The organism is Streptomyces sp. MK7 (genome assembly GCF_032658145.1).
GTDB classification, from domain to species: Bacteria; Actinomycetota; Actinomycetes; order Streptomycetales; family Streptomycetaceae; genus Streptomyces; species Streptomyces spiralis.
This window is the reverse complement of sequence record NZ_JAVACL010000007.1, coordinates 181,703-206,908: the sequence shown is the minus strand read 5'-3', so window position 1 is coordinate 206,908 and position 25,206 is coordinate 181,703. Positions and strand designations below refer to the sequence as shown.

The 25,206-nt window shown below is 70.9% G+C and carries 23 protein-coding genes and 1 pseudogene; 3 read left to right on the top strand and 21 right to left on the bottom strand.

Annotation, left to right across the window (positions count from 1 at the left end; all coding sequences use genetic code 11):
- Positions 1–281: 281 nt before the first annotated feature.
- Positions 282–488: pseudogene (locus R2S09_RS12330) on the top strand (MFS transporter); the annotation flags it as partial.
- A gap of 76 nt (positions 489–564) precedes the next feature.
- Here R2S09_RS12330 and R2S09_RS12325 read toward each other — a convergent pair.
- From R2S09_RS12325 to R2S09_RS12245, 16 genes are all read right to left on the bottom strand, one after another.
- Positions 565–1,632 carry a glycosyltransferase family A protein gene (locus tag R2S09_RS12325; protein ID WP_306192500.1) on the bottom strand — a complete coding sequence of 356 codons (1,068 nt, stop codon included), beginning with the start codon at positions 1,630–1,632 and terminating at the stop codon, positions 565–567.
- Between the two features lie 668 nt (positions 1,633–2,300).
- Positions 2,301–2,804 (bottom strand): hypothetical protein, encoded by a 504-nt coding sequence (locus tag R2S09_RS12315; RefSeq protein WP_316740948.1) that lies wholly within the window; start codon positions 2,802–2,804, stop codon positions 2,301–2,303.
- Positions 2,805–4,556: a sialidase family protein gene (locus tag R2S09_RS12310; protein WP_316740915.1), complete on the bottom strand. Its 1,752-nt coding sequence runs from the start codon at positions 4,554–4,556 to the stop codon at positions 2,805–2,807. It lies immediately after the preceding gene.
- 271 nt (positions 4,557–4,827) lie between these two features.
- Positions 4,828–5,589 carry a hypothetical protein gene (locus tag R2S09_RS12305; protein ID WP_316740913.1) on the bottom strand — a complete coding sequence of 254 codons (762 nt, stop codon included), beginning with the start codon at positions 5,587–5,589 and terminating at the stop codon, positions 4,828–4,830.
- 34 nt (positions 5,590–5,623) lie between these two features.
- On the bottom strand, positions 5,624–6,097 hold the full coding sequence (locus tag R2S09_RS12300; RefSeq protein WP_316740912.1) for a hypothetical protein: 474 nt from the start codon (positions 6,095–6,097) through the stop codon (positions 5,624–5,626).
- Positions 6,098–6,108: 11 nt separating this feature from the next.
- Positions 6,109–7,383 carry an MlaD family protein gene (locus R2S09_RS12295; RefSeq protein WP_316740910.1) on the bottom strand — a complete coding sequence of 425 codons (1,275 nt, stop codon included), beginning with the start codon at positions 7,381–7,383 and terminating at the stop codon, positions 6,109–6,111.
- On the bottom strand, positions 7,380–8,672 hold the full coding sequence (locus R2S09_RS12290; RefSeq protein WP_306192495.1) for an MCE family protein: 1,293 nt from the start codon (positions 8,670–8,672) through the stop codon (positions 7,380–7,382). Before R2S09_RS12290 ends, R2S09_RS12295 begins: the two co-directional genes overlap by 4 nt.
- Entirely contained in the window at positions 8,669–9,778 is a 1,110-nt protein-coding gene (locus R2S09_RS12285) for an MCE family protein (RefSeq protein ID WP_316740906.1), read from the bottom strand. Before R2S09_RS12285 ends, R2S09_RS12290 begins: the two co-directional genes overlap by 4 nt.
- Complete coding sequence (locus R2S09_RS12280) at positions 9,775–10,770, bottom strand: MCE family protein (RefSeq protein ID WP_316740944.1); 996 nt, start codon at positions 10,768–10,770, stop codon at positions 9,775–9,777. The genes R2S09_RS12285 and R2S09_RS12280 overlap by 4 nt, the downstream gene beginning before the upstream one ends.
- 278 nt (positions 10,771–11,048) lie before the next feature.
- Positions 11,049–12,089, bottom strand: coding sequence for an MCE family protein (locus tag R2S09_RS12275; protein ID WP_316740905.1), 1,041 nt, complete (start codon positions 12,087–12,089; stop codon positions 11,049–11,051).
- Positions 12,086–13,333, bottom strand: a complete 1,248-nt coding sequence (locus R2S09_RS12270; RefSeq protein WP_306187465.1) for an MCE family protein — start codon at positions 13,331–13,333, stop codon at positions 12,086–12,088. Before R2S09_RS12270 ends, R2S09_RS12275 begins: the two co-directional genes overlap by 4 nt.
- Positions 13,334–13,353: 20 nt before the next feature.
- Entirely contained in the window at positions 13,354–14,178 is an 825-nt protein-coding gene (locus tag R2S09_RS12265) for an ABC transporter permease (protein ID WP_306187463.1), read from the bottom strand.
- 3 nt (positions 14,179–14,181) lie between these two features.
- On the bottom strand, positions 14,182–14,952 hold the full coding sequence (locus R2S09_RS12260; RefSeq protein WP_316740903.1) for an ABC transporter permease: 771 nt from the start codon (positions 14,950–14,952) through the stop codon (positions 14,182–14,184).
- Positions 14,949–15,878: an ABC transporter ATP-binding protein gene (locus tag R2S09_RS12255; RefSeq protein WP_306187461.1), complete on the bottom strand. Its 930-nt coding sequence runs from the start codon at positions 15,876–15,878 to the stop codon at positions 14,949–14,951. The genes R2S09_RS12260 and R2S09_RS12255 overlap by 4 nt, the downstream gene beginning before the upstream one ends.
- Before the next feature lie 109 nt (positions 15,879–15,987).
- On the bottom strand, positions 15,988–17,073 hold the full coding sequence (locus R2S09_RS12250) for a sigma-70 family RNA polymerase sigma factor (RefSeq protein WP_316740901.1): 1,086 nt from the start codon (positions 17,071–17,073) through the stop codon (positions 15,988–15,990).
- A 101-nt stretch (positions 17,074–17,174) separates the two neighbouring features.
- Positions 17,175–18,218 carry a lytic murein transglycosylase gene (locus R2S09_RS12245; RefSeq protein WP_316740899.1) on the bottom strand — a complete coding sequence of 348 codons (1,044 nt, stop codon included), beginning with the start codon at positions 18,216–18,218 and terminating at the stop codon, positions 17,175–17,177.
- 1,148 nt (positions 18,219–19,366) lie between these two features.
- Between R2S09_RS12245 and R2S09_RS12240 the strand changes: the two genes are divergently transcribed.
- Both R2S09_RS12240 and R2S09_RS12235 read left to right on the top strand, forming a co-directional pair.
- The gene (locus R2S09_RS12240; protein ID WP_306187457.1) at positions 19,367–19,789 is read left to right on the top strand and encodes an Hsp20/alpha crystallin family protein; all 423 of its coding nucleotides are present in this window, start codon (positions 19,367–19,369) and stop codon (positions 19,787–19,789) included.
- A gap of 133 nt (positions 19,790–19,922) precedes the next feature.
- Positions 19,923–20,585, top strand: coding sequence for a CBS domain-containing protein (locus R2S09_RS12235; RefSeq protein ID WP_306187455.1), 663 nt, complete (start codon positions 19,923–19,925; stop codon positions 20,583–20,585).
- Between the two features lie 60 nt (positions 20,586–20,645).
- On the opposite strand, the gene R2S09_RS12230 is transcribed toward R2S09_RS12235, so the two are convergent.
- Genes R2S09_RS12230 through R2S09_RS12210 form a run of 5 tightly spaced genes read right to left on the bottom strand, consistent with a single transcriptional unit; the run spans position 20,646 to position 25,204 of the window.
- Entirely contained in the window at positions 20,646–21,275 is a 630-nt protein-coding gene (locus tag R2S09_RS12230) for a V-type ATP synthase subunit D (protein WP_306187454.1), read from the bottom strand.
- On the bottom strand, positions 21,272–22,684 hold the full coding sequence (locus R2S09_RS12225; protein ID WP_306187452.1) for a V-type ATP synthase subunit B: 1,413 nt from the start codon (positions 22,682–22,684) through the stop codon (positions 21,272–21,274). The genes R2S09_RS12230 and R2S09_RS12225 overlap by 4 nt, the downstream gene beginning before the upstream one ends.
- A complete protein-coding gene (locus tag R2S09_RS12220) occupies positions 22,681–24,435 on the bottom strand; it encodes a V-type ATP synthase subunit A (protein ID WP_316740897.1) in 1,755 nt (584 codons plus the stop codon). Before R2S09_RS12220 ends, R2S09_RS12225 begins: the two co-directional genes overlap by 4 nt.
- Positions 24,432–24,971, bottom strand: coding sequence for a hypothetical protein (locus R2S09_RS12215; protein ID WP_316740895.1), 540 nt, complete (start codon positions 24,969–24,971; stop codon positions 24,432–24,434). Before R2S09_RS12215 ends, R2S09_RS12220 begins: the two co-directional genes overlap by 4 nt.
- Positions 24,968–25,204, bottom strand: a complete 237-nt coding sequence (locus tag R2S09_RS12210) for a V-type ATP synthase subunit F (RefSeq protein ID WP_316740894.1) — start codon at positions 25,202–25,204, stop codon at positions 24,968–24,970. The genes R2S09_RS12215 and R2S09_RS12210 overlap by 4 nt, the downstream gene beginning before the upstream one ends.
- Positions 25,205–25,206: the final 2 nt, after the last annotated feature.

The following is a 25,206-nucleotide window of genomic DNA, read 5'->3' as shown; positions in this document are numbered from 1 at the left end:
TGGCAGGAGTCTTGCTGACCCACTGCCAACTCTACTGATGCGTTATCAGATGACCTCAGAGTCCTGTTCGCCCAGCTATGTGTACGTGGCGCGCAGCCGTCTCGCCGAGGTCCTCAAGGACGATCTCCAGTGTCCGGCCCGTGCGTTGGCGGGTTCGTGGATGGGCTGCGCCATGTGCCGAGGTGGGGCGATCCAGGGCTGTGTTTCTCCCAGCGGGGGTTCTGGAAGGGATGCGGGGCTCCACGGGGCGCGGCGGGCTCGGCCGGGCGGGTTCTGGGGACATGTCCGGCGCCCCGCGGGAGCAGGCCGGCCTGGCGTCCGGCATCGTCAACACCACCTACCAGGTGGGGTCGGCCCTGGGCCTCGCCGCACTGACCGCGGTGGCCACCTCGCGGGGCGCCGGACAGCTGGGCAACCTGCCCGCCCTCACGGACGGTTTCAGCGCCGCCTCCGTCTGGGCCGCCGCGATCGCCGCGGTGGGCGGGATCGCCGGCTGACATCAACGACGCCCACTGATCGCCAGAGCAGGGAACCGGCTACCGCAAGGGTGCCGCCCAGCCCGGGTCACCGTCCGCGAACGGCAGCGCCTTGGGAGACGAAGCTACGCGCGAACTGAGGGAGCCTGGCGGCCTCAAAAGCGCCGTATTTGCCGCTCGCGACGAGTTGGAACTTGACACCCTCGCGGCCGTCAGGGCGCTTATAGCCGTCGGGGAGGAACCGGCGGTAGTGCTCGCTGGCGCGGTCGAAAAACTCCGGGCGCTCGGTGCGCGAGAGACAACCCTCGAGATTTAGAAGGAAGAGGTAGTGGCGAATCATACGAGTGAAGAGGAACGGAGCCACAACGTCCAGGGCGCTACGCTCCTCGAGCAAGCCAAAGCTCTCTTCGTAGCGGGCGAAGACATCGAAATGAGTGCCGCCCGGCGCGCCTGCGGGGTGTTGAGTGTGCCGACGGCGGATCTGGACGCAGTTCCATTTCAGGACGCCGATCCGGTCAGCGGCCAGCATGGCGCGGTGGACGACCGCGACCTCCTCGTAGAAGCCGTCGGGGAATGCGAGTCCCTGCCGGGTCCACAAGTCGCGGCGGAACAGACGGTCCCAGGAGTAGGCGGGAGCGCCGAACAACTCAGGCTGATCGATCGGGGCGAAGGGCTCACGTCCCTGCCCGGCAAGCAGTGCGGCGGCGGCACCGGGCCAGGAGCGGCGGCGATGCAGGCGAGTGTGCCCGAAGAGAAGGATGTCCGGCTTTTTTGCATCTTGTAGCCGGTCGGCAATGGCCTGAAGCGTTGCACCCCCGATGATGTGATCGCTGTCCAGGAACAGCAGGTAATCACCGGTTGCGTGCTCGGCCCCTGCGTTGCGTATCCGGCTAATGCCGACGACGCCCTTCAGGTGCACGGCCGAGACCCGCCCGTCGCGCCGGGCATAGTCATCCACCAAGTCCGCAGGGCACTCAGCAGACTGGTCCAGGACGGCGATGACCTCCACATCCCGGAAGGACTGGTTTAGGATCGAATTCAGGCAGTTTTCAAGGTGTCCCTGAAGGTCGTGAGTGGCGACTATGATGCTGATGATCGGGGATGCAAGCATGATGATCGAAACATAGGTGGCAGCCCGCGGCATGACAAGCCCCAACGGGCGCCCAACTCGCAGCAACATATAAAATTCTGCGCATGCTCCCACCGCCTTCGCGCATCAGGTCCTGAGCATGCCCCTATCGGCTGATCGGCACGGCGTTTACGCCTGTGATCGGTTCGAGAGCATTGTCGCGTTGGTTGAGTCGGTGCGACGACTTTGGGGTTGGTCGACTGGAAATGGAGTGCCGCACTGCCCGCCCTGATCACCATCTTCGGCGTCACCGTCGGTATCGGCTGTGCCGCCGGCCCGACGCCCGCTCCTTCCACCTCGACCGCAGCTCCTGCGCGCTGTGACCACCGCCGCTCCGTCAACGCGACGTTCCAGGCGTCCGCCACACCATCCCGCCTGCCGATCCGCACCGCCCCGTGGCAGCCCCCGTGCCCCATCGGCGAACTTGCCTTCGCCGACGCATGGAACAGTCCGCCGTCTCCTGACAACTGCGCCTCCTGCGCACCCTCGGCCTTGTCACCGGCCGCCGCGACGGCCGCCGCATCGTCTACTGCCTCCGCGACGACCACGTCGCCCAGCTCCTCGACCAGGCCGGTGCCACGAGGCCCTTGGGTCCCTGGGCCCACTCCTACAGCGCACCGGAGGGCCGGACCGTCACACCCTGGGGCGCCCAACTCCACACGGCTCTCCGCATCAAGAGGGTGGCCGGGCCGGGTTCAGGAGACGGCAGACGTCAGGTACGTCAGGTACACCCCTCCCTCGCAGTCAGGCATCTTCCGCAGGGTCCAGCGGCCCCGCACGCTCGTGGAGGAGAAGTCCGACTCGGCGTCGTCCTCCTCGACTTCGCCCTTCTCAGGGATGTAGCCGGCCTTGGGGAGCCACTTGTGCAGGAACGCCAGGGTGGTGTCGAATCCGTCCCGTACGACGGTGGCGACTACGAGCCGACCGCCGGTGCGGTGCTCCACCGAGGTCACGACCGCGCCGTCGGGCACCGGCAGGTTCTCCGGGAAGTCCTCGGGGAGCGGCAGTGAGGCGGCAGTGGCGCAGCCGCCGGGCGCGGCCCCGGCTGCATTCCTGGCCGGCGGATCGGTAGCCTGCTTCGCCGCGTACGGCGTCGCCCCCGGGGGCTCGGGGTGCTTGTTCGCCGCCGAGCATCCGGTGACCGCGGCCAGGCCGAGGACGGCTCCTGCCAGTAGGGCAGCCGAGGGCGAGGGCTTCATCTAGTGGCTTCCTTCGGGCTCATTGCGCTTGCCGCGGACCACGGCGTCGTACGCGCCGTACAGCGTGTTGCCGGAGGTCTGGCGGGCGATGGAGGCCAGGGCGTCGTAGTTCTGGGCGCCTCCGGTCGCGCAGGTGCCGGTGCAGCCGTCGGCGTAGGCGGCGAGCACGCGGCCCTGGGCGTCGGTGGTGACGTCGATGAAGTCCAGGAGGTTGCGGTCGTTGCCGCACGTGGTGCCGCCCGTGCAGATCGACCCCTTCTGAACCGGATCGGTCGGGGTGGCGTCGGCGGTGACCCAGGACTGGCCGCCGTCGTAGGTGGTGGCCACGTACAGGTGCCAGACGCCCGTGAAGTCGGCCGCGTCCTGATAGTTGCCGCCGGTGGTGGTGCCGAGGAAGACGAAGGCGGCGCGGTTGTCGTCGCCCGCGGTCACGGCCGGGAAGACGATGTTCTTGATGCCGAGGGCCGCGCCGACGTTCTGGTCGTACAGCCACGTCTTGCCCTTGTCGTGGCTGACAGCGATGCGCGGAGTACCGTCGCTGTTCTGGTAGCCCATGTAGACGGTCCCGCCGGCCCCGATCCCCACGCTCGGGTCCGAGTCACCGGGGGTGCTGGACGGGTTCTCGTGGACGGTCCACGTCAGCCCGTTGTCCTCGGAGACGGCCACGGCCTGATTGCCACCACAGCCCTTGTTGGGCACGTACACCGTGCCGTCCGGAGCCACCTTCACATGCCCGTGCAGGCCGCCGCAGTCCAGCAGCGAGTACATCGGAACGGCAGGCCCGTACGTCAGACCGCCGTCCCGGCTGACCGCGCAGGAGGCGTCGGCGATGTCCTGGGAGCAGTAGTAGACGGCGTTCGGGTACGACGTGACGGCACCTGGACCGCCCGCGGCGAAGGGGCCGCCACCGATGGTCTGATGGTCCACACCGGAGTTGACGCCCGAGCCGCCCGTCGGCGTCCACGTTTCACCGTCGTCGTCGGTGTAGCAGGTCAGGGCGGTCTTGCCGGCGAGCTGCGACTCGAAGGTGCGGTGGGTGGCCGGGTCGGTGAACAGGATCGGGTCGAGGCTGGTGGTGCTGCCCTGAGGACAGCCGTTGGCCGCGCTCGCACTCTTGTCCTGCCACGTGGCGGCACCCGCACTGTCGTAGGTGACCTTGAGCGTCGATGTGTACGCCTGGAACATCGCGGCGCCGCTCGCGCGGTCGACGCCGATCGAGGGTTCACCGGCGTTGTGGGCATCCGCGATGCCGTCGTGCGCCCAGGAGTTCGCGTACGTCGGTGGTGTGGCCGTACTCGGCGGCGGATCGGCCGGAGCGGTGATCAGGCTCGCGGTGCCGGTGAAGCTGTCGCCGAGCGGCGCGTACGGCACCACGCGCACGGTGTACGACGCCGACACCGCCGGAAGCAGCACGGTCTCGGGGTCGCTGGAAGAGGCCGAGGCGGCCACCTCTCGGCCGTCCGTATCGAGGACGTACAGGTCGAAGTCGGCGGCGGAGTCCGGCCATCTGACGTCGATGCGCAGGCTGTGACCGGCGTCGTAGCCCACGGGCACCGACACCTTCAGGGCGTAGTCGTCGCAGGGTTGCGCATTGCCGCAGCTCACCGTCCCGGCAGTGCCGGAGACATTGGGGACGGCGAAGGGACCGGCGCTCCACGTGGTCGTGGGCGCGGTGTCGCTGACCGATCCGGACGGCGGGGTGGCGGCGTCGGCGGCCGCACTCGGCAGGCTTCCGGCGACGAGCGCCAGCAACCCGACGGCGAGACGCCCACGCGACCGCGGATGGCGGTGAAGACGTAGTGCGGAGAGGAGAGCCACAGGTACCTCTTGGGTTCGCGAGTCGGACGAAGGGCGGTGGTGTGTGGCGGTACGGGTGATGCCTTCGTCTGCTCTACGGCGAGGCAGGCGGCGTCCGTCGCGAGAAACCGAACTCCTTTCGGAACGGGCCGGAAGGGTACTGAGGGGGCAGCAGGACGAAAATGTGCCCCGCGCGACTGCGCGAAGGCGCTTACGGAGGGCCCGGTCAGAGGGCGTCGACGCCGCTCACCTTCCAGCCGTCGGAGGTGCGGGTGAGCGTCATACGCACCCGGTTCAGGTCCAGCCGGGGCTCCGGGACCCGAGTGCTCCGGGTGACCTGGTTGACGAAGAGCAGGACGACGGCCCGGTCCGGAGTGGCCGACACGACGGAGACCGCCGGGGCGCCGCCGTCGGCGGGTGTGGCCACGGTCGCCTTCACCACGCCGTGGTACTTGGTCGCGGTCGGCGCGACCACCGCCTTCGTGGTCCTGCCGTACTGGTCGCGGAAGTGCCCGGTCAGCAGAGCGCGGGCCCGGGAGAAGTCACGGTCCAGGTGCCGGTAGTCGTACGACAGCACGACCGGCGCCGCCTTCCGCGCGGCCGTGACGGCCTCGCCGCGCGCCTGCTCCGCCTGCCGCCCCTGCCGGTATTGCCACCCGAGTACGGCGGCCGCGACCAGGGCCGCGACGAGGAGGACGACGCCCAGCACCGCGGTGAGCACGATACGCCTGGCCTTGCGCGGGGGCGCACTGTCCTCCGGCTCCTCCTCGAACGACTCGGGCATTTCGGGCTCGGGCGGGTCCTCCCAGCCCTTCGCCGGCGGATCGACGACCGGGGTGGGCCCGGAGGGAGTCTGCTCTTCCTGGCGGGAACCGCGTTCGGGGGGCGCGGGCCGCCCGGCGCGCTTGGCTGCCGCTCGGGCGGCCGCGGTCATGGTGCGGCGGGCCGGTGAGCTGGTGCCGCGGGTGCGGGAGGTCGGGTTCGCCACGGTGTCTCTCCTCATCGATGGCCTCACGGGTGGGTCAGCCCACGAACGCAACGTCGGAGGTCAGCCAGCGGCCGGCCACGCGCTCGAGGTCGAGCTGCAGCCGGTAGGTGCGCGCCTGGCCCTCGGGCACGGCGGTGTTGGTCACCTTGCTGTCGGCCACGACCAAAACCCGGGCCGAGCGCGCGTCGGACCGCACGATGCCCGCTTCCAGGACCTGCCCCTCGGACACCGACTTGTTCTGCGCAACCAGCTTCGTCAGTTGTGCGGTCTGCGCGGCGAACTCCTTCTTGAACTCGCCGGTAGCGCCCTTCAGCACATCGCCGCTGTCCCGGCCGTAGTGCCGGTAGTCGAGCGAGGTGAAGTTCAGCGCCGACTGGCGGGCCGCCGCCAGTATGTCCTGACGGCGCTGCTCTGCCGCGCGCTGGTCGGACAGCTTCAGGCCCAGCCAGACACACGGCACGGTCGTCAACACGGTCGCGGCGACGAGCCCCGCCGACAGCAGCCTCATACGTCCGCCTCTCATGCCATCGGTCCCACGAGCAGCCATTGCCACGACTCCTTTCCGAACACGGTCTGTTCCCCGCCCGTCGAGCCGATCTCGACGGGCGTTCCGTCCGGGCCGGTCACGGTGCCGGTCTCCGGGTCGTAGGGGGCCACGAATGCGGCCTGGCCGGCGCTGTACCGGCCGGTCGTCGCACCGGGCGCGTTCTGCGCTCCGCGCACCGAGGTCTTGCTGCCGCGCGGCATCGTGCAGCGCGCGTCGGTGTTCGCCGGGCGCGTGCCGGTGTCGGCGGGGTCGCGCCGCTGGGTGCCGTAGCCCTGGGTGCACGCGGGAGGGTCGTCGGCGTTCACGGTCAGCCCGAAGTGGGTGGTGCCGTCACCGGGGATGACCGTGTAGCTGCCCGCGACATTGAGCGGGAGCGTGACCAGCGCCTGTTCGACGCCAGGCAGCCGGGCCATTGTGATCTGGCCACCGCTGATGAGGTTGGCCAGCAGGACCGGCACGTGCGGCCGCGTGGACTTCAGCAGGGAGTCGACCTCCTGCGCGGCGGGCACAGTGGTGCCTATCAGTCGGCGCAGATCGCCGTCACTCGACTTCAACTGCTCGGTGAGCGCCGCGAGATCACGGGAGAACGACCTGATGGCCGAGCCCTGGTCGGCCTGTGTCCTGAGCACCGTCCGCGAGTCCTCGATCAGCGAGACAGTCTGGGGAAGCGACTGGGATGCCGACTCCACCAGCGCATCGCCGGAGTCCACCAGCCGGCTCAGGTTCGGTCCGGAGCCGGCGAACGCCTTGCCCAGCTCGTCGACGGTGACCCGCAGATCGTCCTTGCCGACCGAGTTGACCAGCCGGTCGAGGCCGAGGACCAGGTCGGTGACCGGCAGCGGGGTCCGGGTGCGGCGGCGCGGGATCGGGCTGCCGTCCATGAGGTACGGCCCGCCCGACCGCCGTGGCTGGAGGTCGACGTACTGCTCGCCCACCGCCGAACGGTCGGCGACCACCGCGAGCGTGTCGGCCGGGATTCTCGGGGCGCCGTCCTCGATCTTCAGCGCCACCGAGACCCCGGAGCCCGTCAGCCGCAGATCGCCCACGCGGCCCACCGGCACGCCCCGGTAGGTGACCTCGGCGCCCGGGAAGACGCCCCCGGACTCGGCGAAGTCGGCGCGCACGGTGTACCCGCGGTGCAGGAGGTCGTCCACCAGACCCGTGTACCGGGCGCCTACGTAGGACACCCCGAGGGCGGTGACCGTCGCGAAGGCGAGCAGCTGGGCCCTGACCGTACGTGTGATCACGGCAGTATCCCCTTCAGCATCAGCTCGGCGAGGCCGGGATCGACGCCCGGCGGAAGGCGACGCGAACCGCCCCCGGTGCCGTAGGCAGCGGTGCACACCGGCGGGCACAGCAGGGTGCTGCCGTCGGGGGGAGGCGAGGGCACGGCGGGCGCGGAGGGCACGGGAGGCACGGACGGGGTGCCCGGCAGGGACGGGACGGACGGGAGAGGGGTGGGAGTGGGGACGCCGGGAAGCCGCGGTGTCCCGGGGGCCGGGGACTTCCCGCTCTTGCCGGGCTTGCCGGGCTTGCCGGTGACGTTGCCGTAGAGGTCCGCCAGGTCGAGGTCGGCGGTGATCTTCAGGTTGACGTAGTCGCCCTTGACGGCGTCCGTGACGTTGCGCGGGAACGGGTACGTGGTGAGGATTTCGAGCGAGTTGGGCAGGTCGTCGCCCGCTCTGTTCAGCTCCTGCAGGATGGGCTGGAGCTTCTTGAGGTCGGCGACGGTGTCGTCGTGGGACGCATTCACCACCTTGGTGCCGGTCCTGCCGAGCCTGGACAGGGCGGTAAGCATCTTCGTCAGGTCCTTGCGCTGGTCGGCGAGGGCCTTCAGAGCGGGGGGCATGGCGTCGACGGCCAGCGCGATCGTCTTCTTCTCCTTCTTCAGCCGCTTTGCGAGCCGGTTGACGCCCTTCAACGCGCGCACGATGTCCGCCCGCTGGTCGTCGAGGCCGCCGAGGAACGTGTCCAGCTGCTTCAGCAGGGACCTGACCCGGTCCTCGCGGCCGCCGAGGGCCTTGTTCAACTCGATGGTGATCGTCTTCAGCTGGGCCACCCCGCCGCCGTTGAGCAGCGCGGACAGCGCCGACAGCACCTCCTCGACCTCCGGGTTGCGGCCGCTGCGGGACAGCGGGATGCGATCGCCGTCGCGGAGCCGTCCGACGGGGCGCGTGCCGACCGGCGCGGACAGGGCGACGTACTTCTCGCCGAGCATGCTGGTCTGCCTCAGATCGGCGATCGCGTTGCCGGGCAACTTCACCGAGTCGGCGATCCTGAGCCGCACGCGGGCGTGCCAGCCGTCCAGTTCCACCTTCTCGACCGCGCCGACGGTGACGTTGTTGACCTTGACCGACGACTGCGGCACCAGGTCCAGGACGTCCCGGAACTCGACGGTGACGTGGTAGGCGTGACCGTCCGAGGCGGCGCCGCCGGGCAGCGGGACGTCGTACCAGCCGTTGAACTCGCAGCCGGTCAGCAGCAGCGACCCGACCGCCGTCCAGGCGGCCACCCGCCCCTTGCGCTGCACGCTCATACCGGCGCCCCCAGAATTCCGCCGAGGGTCTTGTCGACCGTGCCCGTCGACGCCGGGGCCGACGGAACCTTGGGCAGGGAGTCGAAGAGCTTCTTCAGCCCGGCGCAGTTGTCGTGGTCGTCGCCGGTCGTCCTCAGGATCGAGCAGAGAAGGGATGACGGATCCTGCGGGGCTTGCGCGTTGTTGCGGGTGTCGAGGGTGCCGGCGGCGGGGTTGTAGGCGTTCTGCAGGTTCGACAGGCCCGTGGGGGCGACGGTCAGCAGCTCCTCCAGAGCGTCCCGTTGGGTGACGAGAACCTTGGTGACCTTGGTCAGGCCCTTCACGTCCGAGGTCAGCTCCTTCTTGTTGCCCTTCACGAAGCCGGCCACGTCGCCGAGTGCGGTGGCCAGGTACTTCAGCGCGGCCGCGAGATCTTCGCGCTCCCCGGCGAGCTGCCCGGCCACGTCGGCGAGGTCGGTGTTGAACGACCGCACGCTGGTGTCGTCCGCCGCGAGCGCGGCCGTGAACACCTGAAGGTTCCGCACGGTCCCGAACAGGTCGCCGCGCCCGTCGGACAGCGTGGTGACCGCCTGGGACAGGTCCTCGACCGTCTGGTTGAGGTTCTCGCCCTGCCCCTGGAGGTTGTCCGCGCTCACCCCGAGCAGCCGGGACAGCGAGCCCTTCTTGTTGGCACCGTTCGGGCCGAGCGCCTCGGCGGTGGTGTGCAGGCTGTCGAAGATCCGGTCCAGCTCGACGGGGACGGCCGTACGGGACTCGGGGATGACGTCGCCGTCCCGCAGCACCGCACCCTTGCGGTACACCGGCAGCAGCTGCACGTAACGGTCGCTGACCACCGAGGAGTTGACGATCGCGGCCTGCGCGTCGGCGGGGACCTTGCGGCCCCGGTCGTATTCCAGCTCCACCCGTACCCGGTCGCCCTCCGGGGTGATCTTCCTGACCTCACCGATGCGGACACCGAGGACGCGGACGTCTGAGCCGGGGTAGATGCCGACGGTGCGCGGGAAGTACGCCGTGACGCGGACGGGGCCGGGGCCGGGCCAGAGGACGACGGCGAGGCCGACGACGATCGCGAGCGCGGTGAACAGGGCCAGGAGTCTGCGGGTCATGGGGTGCCTCCCGTCCGTGGCGTGACCGGGGCGGCGACCAGGTTCTGGACGTAGGAGTCGAACCAGCGGCCGTTGCCGAGGGTGTTGGTGAAGAGCCGTACGTAGGGGGCGAGCAGCCCGACGCTGCGGTCCAGGCTCGCCTGGTTGCGTTCAAGCATCGTCACGAAGGTGTTGAGGTTCTTCAGCGCGGGCCCGATCTCCTTGCTGTTGTCGTCGACCAGGCCGGACAGCTCGATGCCCAGCAGCGCGGAGCTCTTGAGCAGCTTGTGGATCGCCGTACGCCGCTTGCCGATCTCCTTGAGCAGGGCGTCACCGTCCTTCACCAGCGCGGAGAAGTCCTTCGTGTGACCGGCCAGCACCTCGGTGACTCCGTTCGCATGATCGAGGAGCCCGCGCAGCGCCTTGTCACGGGCGGCGACGGTCCGTGAGATCCGCGACAGCCCCTTGATCGACGCCCGCACCTCCGCGGGGGAGTCCTGGAAGGTGGCGGACATCGTGTCCAGCGCCTTCGCGAGCCGGTTCGTGTCGACCTCCTCGGTGGTGGTCGTCAGGTCGCTGAAGGCCTGGACGACGTCGTACGCCGACACGGTCCGCCGGAGCGGGATCTCGCTGCCCGGCTTCAACTGGCCGGGCCCCCTCGGGTACAGGGCCAGGTACTTCGCGCCGAGGATCGTCTTGACGCGGATCGACGCACCCGTGTCGGTACCGAACCCCGGGTGGCCCTTCACTCTGAAGGTCACCTTGACGTGGTCGCCGTCCAGGTCCACGCCCTCGACCTTGCCGACCTTGACCCCGGCGATCCGTACCTCGTCGCCCGGCTTGAGCCCGCCGGCCTCGGAGAAGGCCGCGCTGTAGGTGTCGCCGCCGATCAGCGGCAGGCTGTCGGCGTTGAAGGCGGCGACGGTGAGCAGCGCGAGGACGGTGAGGCCGACGGCGCCGACGACGACCGGGTTCCTCCCCCACTGCCCGAAAGGCGTGGGAGGTGCCCCCACGCGGAAGGGCTTCAGGCGCGGCCGCTTGAGCCGGATCCTGGGCAGTTTCGGCGGCAGGACGCGTACCTTCACGAGGGGCTCGGGGCGGGGCTTGCGCCTGGGCAGCAGCCTGGGGAGTCTGGGCAGTTTCGGCGGCAGGACGCGTACCTTCACGAGGGGTTCGGGGCGGGGCTTGCGCCTGGGCAGCAGCCTGGGGAGTCTCGGCAGTTTCGGCGGCAGGACCCGGACCCTCACCAGCGGCTCGGGGCGGCGGACAGTGCGCCGTCTGATGCGCATGCTCATCCGCCACACCTCGCCCGCGCCACGTGCAGCTCCGGGGTGATCACCTGCTTGGTCTTCGGCAGCACGATCCGGCCGTCGAAGTCGCAGAGGTAGAAGTTGAACCACGAGCCGTACGAGGCGGTCCCCGTCAGCTTCTTCAGCTTGTTCGGCAGCCGCTTCAGGACGCCCTCCACGGTGTTCTCGTTCTTGTTCAGCGTTCCGGTGAGATCGCCGAGCCCGGCGATGTCGTCCTTCAGCGGTGGACGCGCGTCCTTCAGCAGCCCCGACGTGACGTCCGCGAGGTCGCCGATGCTCACCAGCGACTCCCCTATGGGCTTGCGGTCGGCGGAAAGCCCCGAGACCACCCGGCGCAGCTGCGTGAGCAGCCCGGAGAAGCGGGAGCCGCGCTTGTCGAGCGTCTCCAGGACGGTGTTGAGGTTGTCGATCACCGACCCGATCAGCTTGTCGCGCTCCGCGAGGGTGCTGGTGAGCGAGGCGGTGTGCGCGAGCAGGCTGTTCACCGTGCCGCCGTCGCCCTGGAGGGTCTGGATGATCTCGGTGGCGAGCTGGTTGACGTCGCTCGGGCTGAGCGCGGCGAACAGCGGCTTGAAGCCGTTCAGCAGGGCGTTGAGGTCCAGCGCCGGCTGGGTCCGGGACAGCGGGATGGTGCCGCCCGGCCGCAGCCGGGCGGTGACGTCGCCTGTGCCCTCGGTGAGCGCCATGTAGCGCTGCCCGACCAGATTGCGGTAGCGGACGACCGCGTGGGTCCCGGCGAGCAGCGGCCGGTCCGCGCTGACGGTGAATGTGACCTCGGCCAGTGTCCGGTCCTTGATCCGGATACCCTCGACCTCTCCTACGCGCACTCCGGCCACCCGGATGTCGTCGCCGGTCTCCAGCCCGGTGACGTCGGTGAACACCGCGTGATAGGTGTCCTTGGGCGTGAAGGAGACGTTGACGATGGTGGCGGCGAGCAGCGCCGTCGCCGCGATCGTGACCAGCGCGAAGAGGCTGAACTTGACCAGCGGGGCGGCGGTCTGCCGGGCTCCTGGCCTGCTCATGCGACACTCACCGCCGTTCCGCGCGCGAGCGGACCGAACAGCAGGGTCGCCACGGGCGGCACCTGGTCCGCTGGGACGCCCATGACGGGGGCCACGAGCGAGCCGACGGCCCGCTGCTCGGCCCGGGTGGCGGACACGTCGGCACTTCCGGGGAGTGCGCCGCCGGAATTTCCGGCCGACGTACCGTCGTCGAGACGGGGCTTCGTCCCTGGCACCCGCGGATGCGGCAGACCGCGGCAGTCGGGGCCGGACCGCTCGCCGTACACCGGCTCCTCACCGGGCCGGTACGCCCCCTGCGGGCGGACGACCTCGAGGGTGATCCGCATCTCGCCGCCCCGGAACGCGTCCTCCGACGCCTTCTCCTGCCGGACCAGGCCCTGGAACAGGCACGGATACTCGGGGGAGTAGCGGGCGAACAGCTCCAGCGTGGGGCGGGAGACCCGGCCCAGGGTGATCAGCCGGTCGCCGTTCTCGGACAGGAAGTCGTTCGCCGTGCCCGCCACGGAGGCGGTCGCGCGCAGAGCCGACGCCAACTGGTCCCTCTTCTCGACGATGGTTCGGCTGGTGGTGACCGCGTTGCGCAGGATCCGCATCAGGTCGGGCGCGGCGTCGCCGTACACCTCGGCGACGTCCGCGAACCGCGTGATGTCCTCCTTGAGGGAGGGCATGTGCGGGTTGAGGCGGCGCAGATAGCCCTCGACCCGGGTCAGGTTGTCGCCGATCCGGTCGCCGCGACCCTCCAGCGCGGTGGCGAACGCCGACAGCGTGGCGTTGAGTTCACCCGGCTGGACCGTGCGCAGCAGCGGCAGCAGGTCGTTCATCAGCTGCTGCACCTCGATGCCGACCTTCGTGCGGTCCTGGGTGATGACGTCGCCCGCACGGATGGGCCGTGCCGACGCGTGCGCAGCGCCGGGCGGAGCGACCAAGTCGACGTACTTCTCGCCGAACAGCGTCTTGGGCAGCAGCCGCGCGTGCACGTCCGAAGGGATGTACGACACGTACTGCGGCTTGAGCGCGATGTCGAGGGTCGCCTTCGTGCCGTCGGCGTGCACCTCGCGAACCTCGCCGACGAGCAGCCCGCGCAACTTGACGTCGGCGCGTGGATCGAGCTGGTTGCCGAGGGCGTCGGCCTCCAGGGTGATGGGCACCACGGAGGTGAACGCCTGCTGGTAGACGGCCACCGCGAGCGACAGCAGCAGCGCGAGCACGGCGAGGAACGCGATGCCGTACAGCCTGAGTCTCATTCCGTGCGTGCGCACCGTTCTCACCCCGCTATCCGCACTGTCGTGTTGGCTCCCCAGATCGCCAGGCTCAGGAAGAAGTCCAGGACGTTGATGGCGACGATCGAGGTCCGCACCGCCCGGCCCACCGCGACGCCGACACCGGCCGGGCCGCCGCTCGCGTGGTAGCCGTAGTAGCAGTGCACCAGGATGATCAGCAGGGCGAAGACGATCACCTTGCCGAAGGACCAGAACACGTCGACGGGCGGCAGGTACTGGTGGAAGTAGTGGTCGTACGTGCCGGTCGACTGCCCGTAGTAGTCGGTGGTGATCGTGCGGGCGGCCAGGTACGAGGACAGCAGCCCGATCACGTACAGCGGGATCACCGCGACGAAGCCGGCGATCATCCGTGTCGTCACCAGGAACGGCAGCGACGGGACGCCCATCACCTCCAGCGCGTCGGTCTCCTCGCTGATCCGCATTGCACCGAGCTGCGCGGTGAATCCGGCGCCGACCGTCGCGGACAGGGCGAGTCCGGCCACCAGCGGGGCGATCTCCCGGGTATTGAAGTACGCCGACAGGAACGCCACGAAGTTGGAGGTGCCGAGCTGGTTGAGGGCCGCGTAGCCCTGGAGGCCGACCTCGGTGCCGGTGAAGAAGGACAGGAACGCGATCACGCCCACCGTGCCGCCGACGACAGCGAGCGCGCCGCGCCCGAAACTCACCTCGGCGAGCAGCCGAAGGATCTCCTTCTTGTAGCGGCGCAAGGTGCGGCCCGTCCAAGCCAAGGAGCGCCCGTAGAAGGACAGCTGGGAGCCCAGCTCTTCGAGCGAGCGCAAGGGGCGATCGAGGAGTTCTCGCGGTCTCATCGGCTAACCCCTCTGCGGGACGACCTGGAAGTACACGGCAGTCATCACGAAGTTCGTCACGAACAGCAACATGAAGGTGATCACCACGGACTGGTTGACGGCATCTCCCACGCCCTTCGGACCGCCCTGCGCGGTCAGCCCCTTGTACGAGGCGACGATCGCCGCGATGGCCCCGAACACCAGCGCCTTGATCTCCGCCGCCCACAGGTCCGACAACTGGGCGAGGGTGGTGAAGGACGCCAGGTAGGCACCCGGCGTCCCGTGCTGGAGGACGACGTTGAAGAAGTAGCCACCCGCGACACCGACCACCGAGACGAGGCCGTTGAGGAGCACGGCCACCACCATCGACGCCAGCACCCGCGGTACGACGAGCCGGTGGATCGGATCGATGCCGAGCACCTGCATCGCGTCGATCTCGTCGCGGATCTTGCGTGCCCCGAGGTCGGCGCAGATCGCCGTGCCCCCCGCGCCCGCGATCAGCAGCGCGGTGACGATCGGCGATGCCTCCCGCAGCACGGCGAGCACGGACGCGGCACCCGAGAAGGACTGCGCGCCCAACTGCCGGGTCAGGCTGCCGATCTGCAGCGCGATGACCGCCCCGAAGGGGATCGAGACCAGAGCCGTCGGCAGGATCGTGACGCTCGCGACGAACCACGCCTGCTGGATGAACTCCCTCGCCTGGAAGGGCCGCCGGGGCAGGGACCGGACGACGTCCAGCGCCATCGCGAAGAGGCTGCCCGAGTGCCGTAGCACACCTGTCGGGGAGAGCCTCATGCCCCTCTCACCGCCGTCCCGTGCAGTTCTGCCTCGCGTCTCGCGATCGCCTCCCAGCGGGGCGGGCGGGTGATGCCGGGGCCGGGGAGCAGGCGGGGAGTCAGCGCATCGGCCGGGCCGCCCTCGTCGATCTGGGCCAGCTCCTGCTCGACCTGGGCCGCGTCCTTCTCCTCCGCCATGCCGATCGGCCCCTGCATCCGGCCGTTCAGGAACTGCCGCACCACGGGCTCGTCACTGGCCAGCAGCTCCTCGCGGGGCCCGAACATCACCAGCTCGCGCCGGAACAGCAGCCCGATGTTGTCCGGGACCTGGCGGGCCGAGGCGATGTCGTGGGTGACGATCAGGAAGGTCGCGTCGATCTGTGCGTTGAGGTCGACGATGAGCTGATTGAGGTAGGCCACGCGGACCGGGTCCAGACCCGAGTCCGGTTCGTCGAACAGGATGATCTCCGGGTCGAGGACCAGGGCACGGGCGAGCCCGGCCCGTTTGCGCATACCGCCGGAGATCTCGCCGGGCAGCTTCCCCTCGGCGCCGATCAGCCCGACCATGTCCATCTTTTCGAGGACGATCCGCTTGATCTCGCTCTCCGGCCTGCGGGTGTGCTCGCGCAGCGGGAAGGCGATGTTGTCGTAAAGGTTCATCGAGCCGAACAGCGCACCGTCCTGGAACAGCACGCCGAACAGCTTCCGCACCTCGTACAGGTCGCGCTCGCGCAGGCGGGTGATGTCCCGGCCCGCGACCTTCACCGAGCCGTGCTCCGGCTTCAGCAGCCCCACGAGCGTCTTGAGGAAGACCGACTTGCCCGTCCCCGAAGGGCCGAGCATCACCGAGACTTCCCCGGCGGGCAGGGTCAGCGAGACGTCCTGCCAGATGACCTGGTGGCCGAAGGACTTGGTCAGCCCTTCCACACAGATCTCGACACCCATCCGGTTCCATCCTTCGCCCGTGGAGCAGCTCCGACATCTGCTCTACGGGGTGGGGAGGGGCGTCCGTCGCAGCGGACGAAGAATTTTTTGCGGACGCGTGTACTGGACGCTACGGCAGCTTCGGCGACGGCGCCGTCGGGGCGGGGACGGAGAGCGGAACGGCCGGCACGGCCGAGGCCGGGGGAAGCGACGGGATCGACGAGACGGCCGACGTCGTCGGGAGGTCCGGCACGGTGGCCGGCAGGCTCGGCACGGTGGCCGGCAGGCTCGGCACGGTGGCCGGCAGGCCCGGAACCTTCGGCACCTCGGGCACCTGCGGCACCGACAGCTTCGAGAGCGGCGACGCCGACGCCTCCGGCAGGGACGGCACCGGCACTCGCAGCGGCGAGGACGTCCCCCCGGTGGGCGTGGCCGTCCGGCCCCGAGCCCCGGGCGCCGAGGGCGAGGGGGCGGGCGTCCCGGGGGCGCGCCCCCGGCCCGCGGCCTCGCCGCCCACGACCTGCGCGTCGCTGGATATGGCCGGCCGCGGCGCCGGACCGTTCCCGCTTCCGCCCCCGTCGAGCGCGTACGGCAGCATGAAACCGGCCACCACCAGGGTCGCCGCCGTCGAGGTGACCGCGACCGCCTGGGCATAGCCGCCCCCGCGCGGCCGCCCGCGCCCGACCAGGAACAGCACCAGCCCGAGCGTCCCGGCCAGCGAGGCGCGCAGCGTCCGCCGGGCACGGGCGAGCAGCGACTCGACGGTGCGGTAGCTGAGCCCCATCCGCATCGCGACCTGGCTCACGTCCAGGTCCTCGGACCTCAGCCGAAGCGCCTCCGCCTGCCGGGCGGGCAGCTCACCGCTGCGCACGGCGAGCCACTTCGCCTCGGCCCGGTCGCACACCGCCTCCTCGACGGGTATCGGGCCCGGCGCGACGAGTGTCGGACGGCTGCCCACCTCGGCCTCGCGGTGGACCTGCCGGTACCGGTCGACACACAGCCGCATCGTCACCGTCGTCAGCCAGGCACCGAGCCGCTCGTCGTCGAGGTCCGGGCGCTCCGCGGCTCGCAGCATCGCCTCGTGAACGGCATCCTCGGCGTCCTCCTGGCTCATGGATCGCCGCCGGGCCACCTTGAGCAGTTGCTCGCGATGGCTCCACATGCGTTGCCAACGCTCGTCGGCGGCCGCTGTGTCCGCGGACATGTCCGTCGCCATGAGGGCCCCTTCGCACTCACCCGCCGGTCCTGTGCTTCCGGCGGTGGCGACATTACCGCCGAGTAGTGGCAGTTGTGGAGGGGGGAGACACCCCTCACGTTTCAGCCGTTGCCGGTGGTCAGCGGTCCCGCATCGGGCAGCACACCGCCCCCGGGCAGCGTGAGGGTCGGTACGGGGACCGGAACCAGTGGCGTCCCTGACTCCTTCGGGACGCCGGCCCTGGGAGACGGGCCGGGGGAGTATGAGACGGGCGGCATCGACGGCGTGCGCGAAGGACCAGGGCCCGGCTTCCGGCCGTCCGACGGCTTCGACGGCGAGGGCTTCGGCCTCTTCGGGCGGGACGGTTCCGGCCGGTCCGGCCGGGATCCGTCGGACGCGTCCGGCAGCACGCGGTGACCGGTCAGGTAGTACGCGTACCACGCCTTGACGGTGCGCAGATAGGCGAGCGAGCGGTTGTAGCCCAGGATCGCCCGGTCCAGGTCGGCAAGGGTCGACAGATCGCGGCCACCCGCGCACAGGTAGCGGCCGGCAGCAAGCGCCGCATCGTAGACGTTGTTCGGGTCCCTCCGTCCGTCGCCGTTGCCGTCCGCTCCCCAGCGGGCCCAGGTGGACGGGATGAACTGCATCGGGCCGACCGCGCGGTCGTACACCGCGTCCCCGTCGTACGCGCCGCCGTCCGTGTCCGCCACGACGGCGAAGGAGCCGCCGGTCAGCCGCGGGCCGAGAATGGGCGTCACGGTCGTACCGTCCCCGGTCACCCGGCCACCCCGCGCCTGCCCGGACTCCACTTGGCCGATCGCGGCCAGCAGCTGCCAGCGCAGGCGGCAGTGTGGCGCGCTGCGCGCCAGCTCCTCCTGGGCACGTCGGTACGCGGCGAGCACGCTCGCGGGCAGGGCACCGCCGTCCGTCACTCCCCGTGCCGAGCTCTTCTTCTGCGTCCGCAGCGGGGGAAGAGCGGTGCGGTACGGGGTGTCGCCGGACACGCTGAGGCCGTGCTCGGCGGGTGCCGCCCTCCGCGCGGGCTCCGCGGCCTCGGCCAAGACCGCCCTCGGCGCCTGCGACGCGGTCAGCACGGCCATCGCCGCCGCCGCGATCGCCGTACCCCTGGCGCCCCTCAGTGCCCCTTTGAGTGCACGCGCTGCCACTGTGCAGCCCCCTCCGTGGGTGAATCCGTCGTCTGCTCTACGCGGCCGGGGGGCAGTTCCGTCGCGCGGAACCGGGCTGGACCGGGTGCGCGCCTCCTCGGGAGCGGCGTACGCATGGGTGGGTGATGGACGGCCGGCTGCGAAGGCGCGCGGGCCAGGAGCCTGTGCCTCGCATTGCCGACAGGCCCGCGCGAACGGGCAATGAGGCCCTGCCCCCTCAGGGACAGGGCCTCATCGCGTCGCAAGGTCGATGCGCTGGAGACACATTCCCGTCCGCGCCGACCTGGCGGCCCGCCGGTCAAGGGCACCGACTGGCCGCCGGCGGGAGCCTATGGGGGCCGGACGGGGGGCTGGAAGAACGGTGAAACCCCGTGGACGATCATGTGGACCTGGGCAGGCTTACCCGTGCTGACCATGGCCAGGACGCCGGAGGTGATGGTGGCGATCGGCGTCTCGGCGCGGAGACCGTCGGAGCCGCCGACCGCGAGGCCGCCGGAGACGTTGCCACGTTGCTCAGGTCGGCGTCGGAGATCCCGGCTGTCGCGACCTGGGGGCCTTTGAGAGCGCCGTGGTGACTCGCCGCCGGCTGTGGGGCCGATCCCTGAACCGGATTGGAGCTCGTCCTGCGGCCGTCGGCGGACACTCCGCGGTCTTGCGCCCGGCCCGGATGAGAAGTTCTCGTCAGGGGCGGGCAACTGGCGTCCTCCGAAGCAGGAACCTCCCCGCTGTCGCAACCTCCCGCACGAGGCCACCGTTCGGTGGCTCACAGCTGGGTGGCGCCCCCGTCGACGGCGAGCTCGGCGCCCGTGGTGCAGGTGGCCTCATGTAGGGCATGTCCACGAGGCCTCCTGGCATCCGGGGGCACGCTGCGTGCCGGCAGCGGCGGTGGGCACGCGAAGCGCACTGTGACGATCAGTCCTCAGCGTGTTCAGTCCTCACGGCGCGGCCAACGGTCTGTCGGCGGTGCGCGCGACACCCGGATGCCGCAGGAATCACCCCATGGCCGCAACACCTCGGCCCGGGGCGCAGGCGAGCCGGACAAGGGACTTTCGGACCCGTCCACGGGCTGTTCGGCCTCAGCGGAACGGCAGGGCGTGCAGTGTACTGGAGGTGTCGGCAATCGTGACCAGAGCCAAAAGGAGCGAACGATGGCCACACCCGCGCGCAGGCAGAAGTTTCCGTTCCCGGAGATCCCCGAGTGGTTCGAGACCTTCCCCGCTCGCTTCGGCATGCCCGGCATGGGCGATCTGTACTCGCTCCGGATCGAGGAGTTCATGGAGGAGGGCCGGTATGTGATGCGGGCGGAGCTGCCGGGCGTCTCTCCGGAAAACATCGACGTCGTCATCAGCGAGGGCGTGCTGACCGTCAAGGCCGAGCGCACCGAACGCGAGGTGGAGAAGCACCGCAGCGAGATCCGCTACGGCTCCATGAGCCGGAGCGTGACCCTGCCGCCCGGGGCCGACGAGGAGGACGTCAGGGCCGACTACACCAACGGCATGCTCACCGTGAGCGTAGGCCTGGGCCACGAGAAGGCCCAGGAGAAGCACATCGAGGTCAAGCACGGTGCGTGACCCGCACCGAGGACTTCCGGGGTTCACATGTTGAGCCCGCCGGGCGCGCCGGGACGGAACTGCCTCCCGGCGCTCCCGACGCGTCGGCCAGGCTGGTCCCCAGGCATGAGGAGGGCGTGGAGGGCGTTGAGCGATGAGGCAGCGCAGTGTCGGTGATCTGATGACACCCACCGCGGTGAGCGTGCGACCGGGCACGACGTTCAAGGAGATCGCGCGCATCCTCGATGAGTTCGACATCACCGCCGTCCCGGTGGTCGACGACCGGGACCGGCCGATCGGGGTGGTGTCCGAGGCGGACCTGTTGCGCAAGCAGACATCCGGTGGCAGGGGGAACAGCGCCCGGGACCTGATGACGAGCCCCGTCGTCGTCGCGGAGCCCGGGTGGCACGCCGTACGTGCCGCGCGGACCATGGAGCACCACAAGGTCAAGCGCCTGCCGGTGGTGGACGGCCACGGCCGCCTGATCGGCGTGATCAGTCGCAGCGACCTGGTGCGGCTGTTTCTCCGCCGGGACCGCGCGATCCAGGAGGAGATCCTCGAGGACATCATCGTCCGAACACTGGCCCTACCGCCTTCGGCACTGACCGTCGAGGTCACCGAGGGGCGGGTGACGCTCAGCGGCACAGTGGAGCGCAAGAGCCTGATCCCCATCACCGTGCGGCTGTGCGACAGCGTCGACGGCGTGGTGGAAGTCGTCAACCGGCTCCGTTTCGACCACGACGACACCGCGGTTCCCGCCCCTGGGCACAGCGGCCCCGCGGCCGCGTCACCCCAGAGCGTGCCCGGGGAAAGGTGAGCACCTGCGGCACTGCGCCGACCTCACATACGACGCCGGTGACCGCGGCCGGGGTTCGGCTCACTCCCGTGGCCGCTGGTGCGGCGAGGCCGCCCAGCGTCGCCGTACCGCTTCCTCGTGCTCCGCCTCCTCCAGCGCCAGTTCCACGGCGCTCAGTTCGCCCGTCAGCCGGGGAATCCAGTGCCGGCGCAGGGCACGGACCCGCCCGCGGGTCGCCTCCGCCTCGCACGCGATCAGGTCGGCCGCCGTGCGGGCGGCGCAGTGCTCGGCGGCAGCGCTGACCGCGGCACGGTAGGCCTCTTCCGCGTGGGCGAGGGCGGTGTTCCCCGGTGTCCGTTCCGCGGGGGAGCGGGCGGGCGCGTGCCAGGAGACGGCCGACGGGTGGCTCACACCCATCAAGGAAGTCCAGTCGACCTCGACACCGGCCAGGCAGGCCGGGACCGCCTGCGCCAGGGCTCCTTCGCCTCCAAGGAGGACCCCGCGCACGAGCCAGGTCTCCGCCTCGGCGAGCTGCTCCCGCCACAGCCGGCCCGCCTGGTCCGCCGTCCGTCTCAGCGCCCGTTCCCGGTCCAGCAGCAGCCGGAGCTTGCGTTCCAGCAGGTCGGCTGCCCGCAGCGCCGTGGCGAGACCGTGCCGGAGCCTCAGCCGGCCGGCACGCCCCGGAGGGGCTGTGCGTCGCCGGGGGCTCACGGCAGCGCGCCTTCCTTGCCCGGGTGGTCGTCCCTGGGGCCTCGATGGGCGTCGAGGAGCGCCGCCGGGATCATGCCGAGCTGGCTCGGCGGCAGGATCAGCAGCACCTGCCAGGCGCGTTCCAGGGCCTCGTCGAGCGGCCGGTTCTCGTCGGTTCCCTGGGCGAGGAACCGGTGCAGGAAGGCGTCCTCCAGGTCCAGGTAGCGGTGATCGATCGCGCTGAGTGCCGGACGTCCGATCAGGTCGGCGAGTTCCCGTACCTCGCGGGCGCGGGCGAGTGCGGCGATGAGCTGCGCCGCGACATGCGGATGGTCCTCGCGGGTACGCCCCTTTCCCGCTCCCTTGCGCATCAGGCGTGACAACGACCCGAGCGGGTCGACCGGCGGATACGTGCCGCGGGCGTGCACCTCGGCGGACAGGACGATCTGGCCCTCCGTGATGTAGCCGGTGAGGTCGGGCACGGGGTGGGTGATGTCGCCGGCGGGCATGGTGAGCACCGGCAGCACCGTCACCGATCCGGGACGGTCCTTGATTCTGCCGCACCGTTCGTACAGGGACGCCAGGTCGCTGTACAGGTAACCGGGGTAGGCCCGCCGGGCCGGAATCTCACCTCGTGCGGCGGACACCTCGCGCAGTGCCTCCGAGTAGGCCGTCATGTCCGTCATCACCACCAGGACGTGGCGGCCTTCGTCGAAAGCGAGGTGTTCGGCGACCGTCAGCGCGAGACGAGGTGTGAGCAGCCGCTCGATCACCGGGTCGTCAGCGGTGTTGATCAGCAGGACGAGTTCCCGGGCCGCGGAGCGTTCGGCCAGGCCGTCACGGACGAAGGCCGCGTCGGCGTGCGTGAGTCCCATGCCGGCGAAGACGACGGCGAACGCCTCGCCGACGCAGGTCGCCTGGGCGGCCACCTGGACGGCCAGTTGGAGGTGGGGCAGCCCGGCGGCGGAGAACACGGGAAGCTTCTGTCCTCGGACCAGGGTGGTGAGGACGTCGATGGCGCCCACACCGGTCAGCACCGCCTCGGTGGGCGGCTGACGGCGCACCGGGTTGATCGGCGCGCCGCCCACCGGGGCGTCCACGCGCCCGAGGACGGGCGGCCCGCCGTCCGCCGGTTCGCCGCGCCCGTTGCACACCCGGCCCAGCCAGCCCGTGCCGACCGGGATCCGCAACGGTGTGCCCGAGAACGCGACGCGGGTGCCACCCGGGTCCATCCCGGCCGTGTCCTGAAGCACCTGGACCACCGCCAGATCCCGTTCCACCTCCAAGACGAGCCCGTGCCGGCGCTCACCGGAGTCGAGGACGATCGTGGCGAACTCGTCCCAGCCCACGCCGCTCACCCCCTCGACGACCATGAGCGGGCCGCGCAGTTCCCGCACCCCGGTGTACTCGATCTCGCCGGGCGCGCTCACCGGGTCTCTCCCAGCCGCTCCAGCACCGTGTCGCGGGCCGCCTCCACAGGGGCGCTCTCCCCGGGACCCGCGTCCTCGCGTGCCCGCAGCAGCGGGGTGAAGTCCACCGCCTCGACGGCGTCGGCGCGGACACCGGAGTCGACCAGTGCGAAGCATCGGTCGATCACCGTCAGGGCGGCTCCCACGAGGGCCGCCGTCTTGTCGGGTGTGCTGTAGGCATCGGCAGGGGACAGGGCGTTCTGCTGGACGACCCCCTCCCGCAGCAGTCGGCCGGCGAGCACGCTGATCCGTTCGCGTGGCGGCAGGGCCGTGACGCCGACCAGTTCCACCAGGTCGGCCAGCCGGTCCGCCTCGGCGAGCAGGCCCGCCACCCGTTCACGCCGCTCGGCCCACTGGGGGTCACCGGCCTGTGCGTGCGCCGCCGCCACGGCGGTGGCATCACGGGAGAAGGACTCCGCCCAGGAGACCGCCGGATAGTGGCGGGCGTAGGCGAGGTCGCGGTCGAGACTCCACAGGCAGCGCACGAACCGCTCGGTGTGGGCCGTGACCGGCTCGGTGCGGTCGCCGCCCGGGGGAGAGACGGCGCCGATGACGGTGACCGACCCGGTCGTGCCGCCGAGCGTGCGCACCGCGGCGGCCCGCTCGTAGAAGGCGGCCAGCTCCGAGGCGAGCCTGGCCGGATAGCCCTCCTCGGCGGGCAGTTCGCCCATCCGCGAGGCGAACTCGCGCAGCGCTTCCGCCCAGCGGGAGGTCGAGTCGGCGATCACCACCACGTCGAGCCCCATGTCGCGGAAGTACTCGGCGACGGTCGTGCCGGTGTGCACGCTCGCCTCGCGCGCCATCATGGGCATGTTGGAGGTGTTGGCGATGGTCACCGTCCGTTCCGCCAGGCGGCCACCGGTGCGTGGATCGGTCAGCTCGGACAGCTCCTCGATGACGTCGGCCATCTCGTTGCCGCGCTCCCCGCAGCCGACGTAGACGATCACATCGACGTCGCACCACTTGGCGATCTGCTGCAGCAGCATGGTCTTGCCGGTGCCGAAGCCGCCAGGGACCGCGACCGTCCCGCCGCGGGCCACCGGAAACAGCAGGTCGACGGCCCGCTGCCCGGTGTGCAGCGGCTGGTCGGCCGCAAGCCGCCCCGCGACTGGCCTGGGTCTGCGCACCGGCCAGCTCTGGGCCATCGCCACCCCCTGCCCGTCCACCGCGGCGACCACCATGTCCTCGCTGTGGTCGCCGGGCGGTGCGACCCGCCTCACCACCCCCGAGCACCCGGGTGGCACGAGGACGCGCAGGGGCACCGCCGCCGCGATGTCGCCGAGCACGTCGCCCGCCGCGACGCGCGTTCCCTCGGCCACGCGTGGAGTGAACCGCCGGCAGCCGCCGTCCGGCCCGGCACTCCGCGCGCCCGCCCGGAGCGTGTCACCAGCGTGGGCGAGGGGGCGGAGCAGGCCGTCGAAAACACCGCCGAGCAGCCCGGGACCGAGCCGCACCGCGAGCGGCCCTCCCTGGTGCCGGGCCGGGTGACCGGGCGCGAGACCGCCGGTGTACTCGTACGCCTGGACGGTGGCCATGTCGCCCCGGATGGCGACGACCTCACCAGGCAGCCGTTCCTCCCCGAGCAGCATCATGTCGTGCATGGCGACGCCCGGGGTACGGTCGATCTCCACGAGCGGCCCCGTGACCCGCAGGATGTGCGCCGGCCCGGCGCCGTCGGAACCGTGTACCGGTGCGGTGGACGGAGACGTCATGGCGCCCACAGCGTCTCGGCCTCCGCGCCGAGCCGGGCCAGGGCGCGGTCCGTGAGGGCGTCCGCCGTCAGATCCACGCGGCGCCCGGCCGCTCGTGCCGTGACTCCGCCGTCGTCGGCGGCAGTGATCAGCGCGTCGCTGCCGAGCAGGGCCCGTGCCCGCTCCTGGAGCCGGGTCAGCAGGGCGGCATCGTTCGTCACTGCTTCTCGAATGCCGGCGTGGACCTTGCCGCGGAGACCGGCATAGACCTCGGCGCGTGCGGCGAGTTCCCGGCTCCAGGCGTCCTGCCGGGCGCGTACTCGTTGCCAGGCCGCCTCCGCGGCGCCGTCTCGCACACCGTCCCGCCGGGCCTGTTCGAGCAGCGACTCCGCCTGTGCGCGTGCCGCTCGCACCACCTGGTCCGCGTCCGCCCTGGCCCGAGCCAGTGCGGCGTCGGCGTCCGCCCGTGCGGCGCGGATCAGTTCGGCGCGTACGGGCTCCAAGGCGTCTGCTGGGGCGGCCATTGCGGCGTCACGGCGGCCGGCGGGCGCGGTCATCGTGGCATCACCACCATCAGCGGCCGGGAAGGACCTGCCTCCGTCGCAGCGGTCGGCTCTGCCCGAAGGATCTCGGCCGCCTCTGCGGTGACGATGACCAGGGAGACCGTCGGCGCGAGCTCCCGCCAGGCACGGTGGATCGCCTCGGGGCTCTCGGCGACGTGGACTTCGACCCCGGCGAGGGCCAGCCCGGCCACCTTGGTCCGCGCCCCGATGGCTGTCACCGTACCCATCG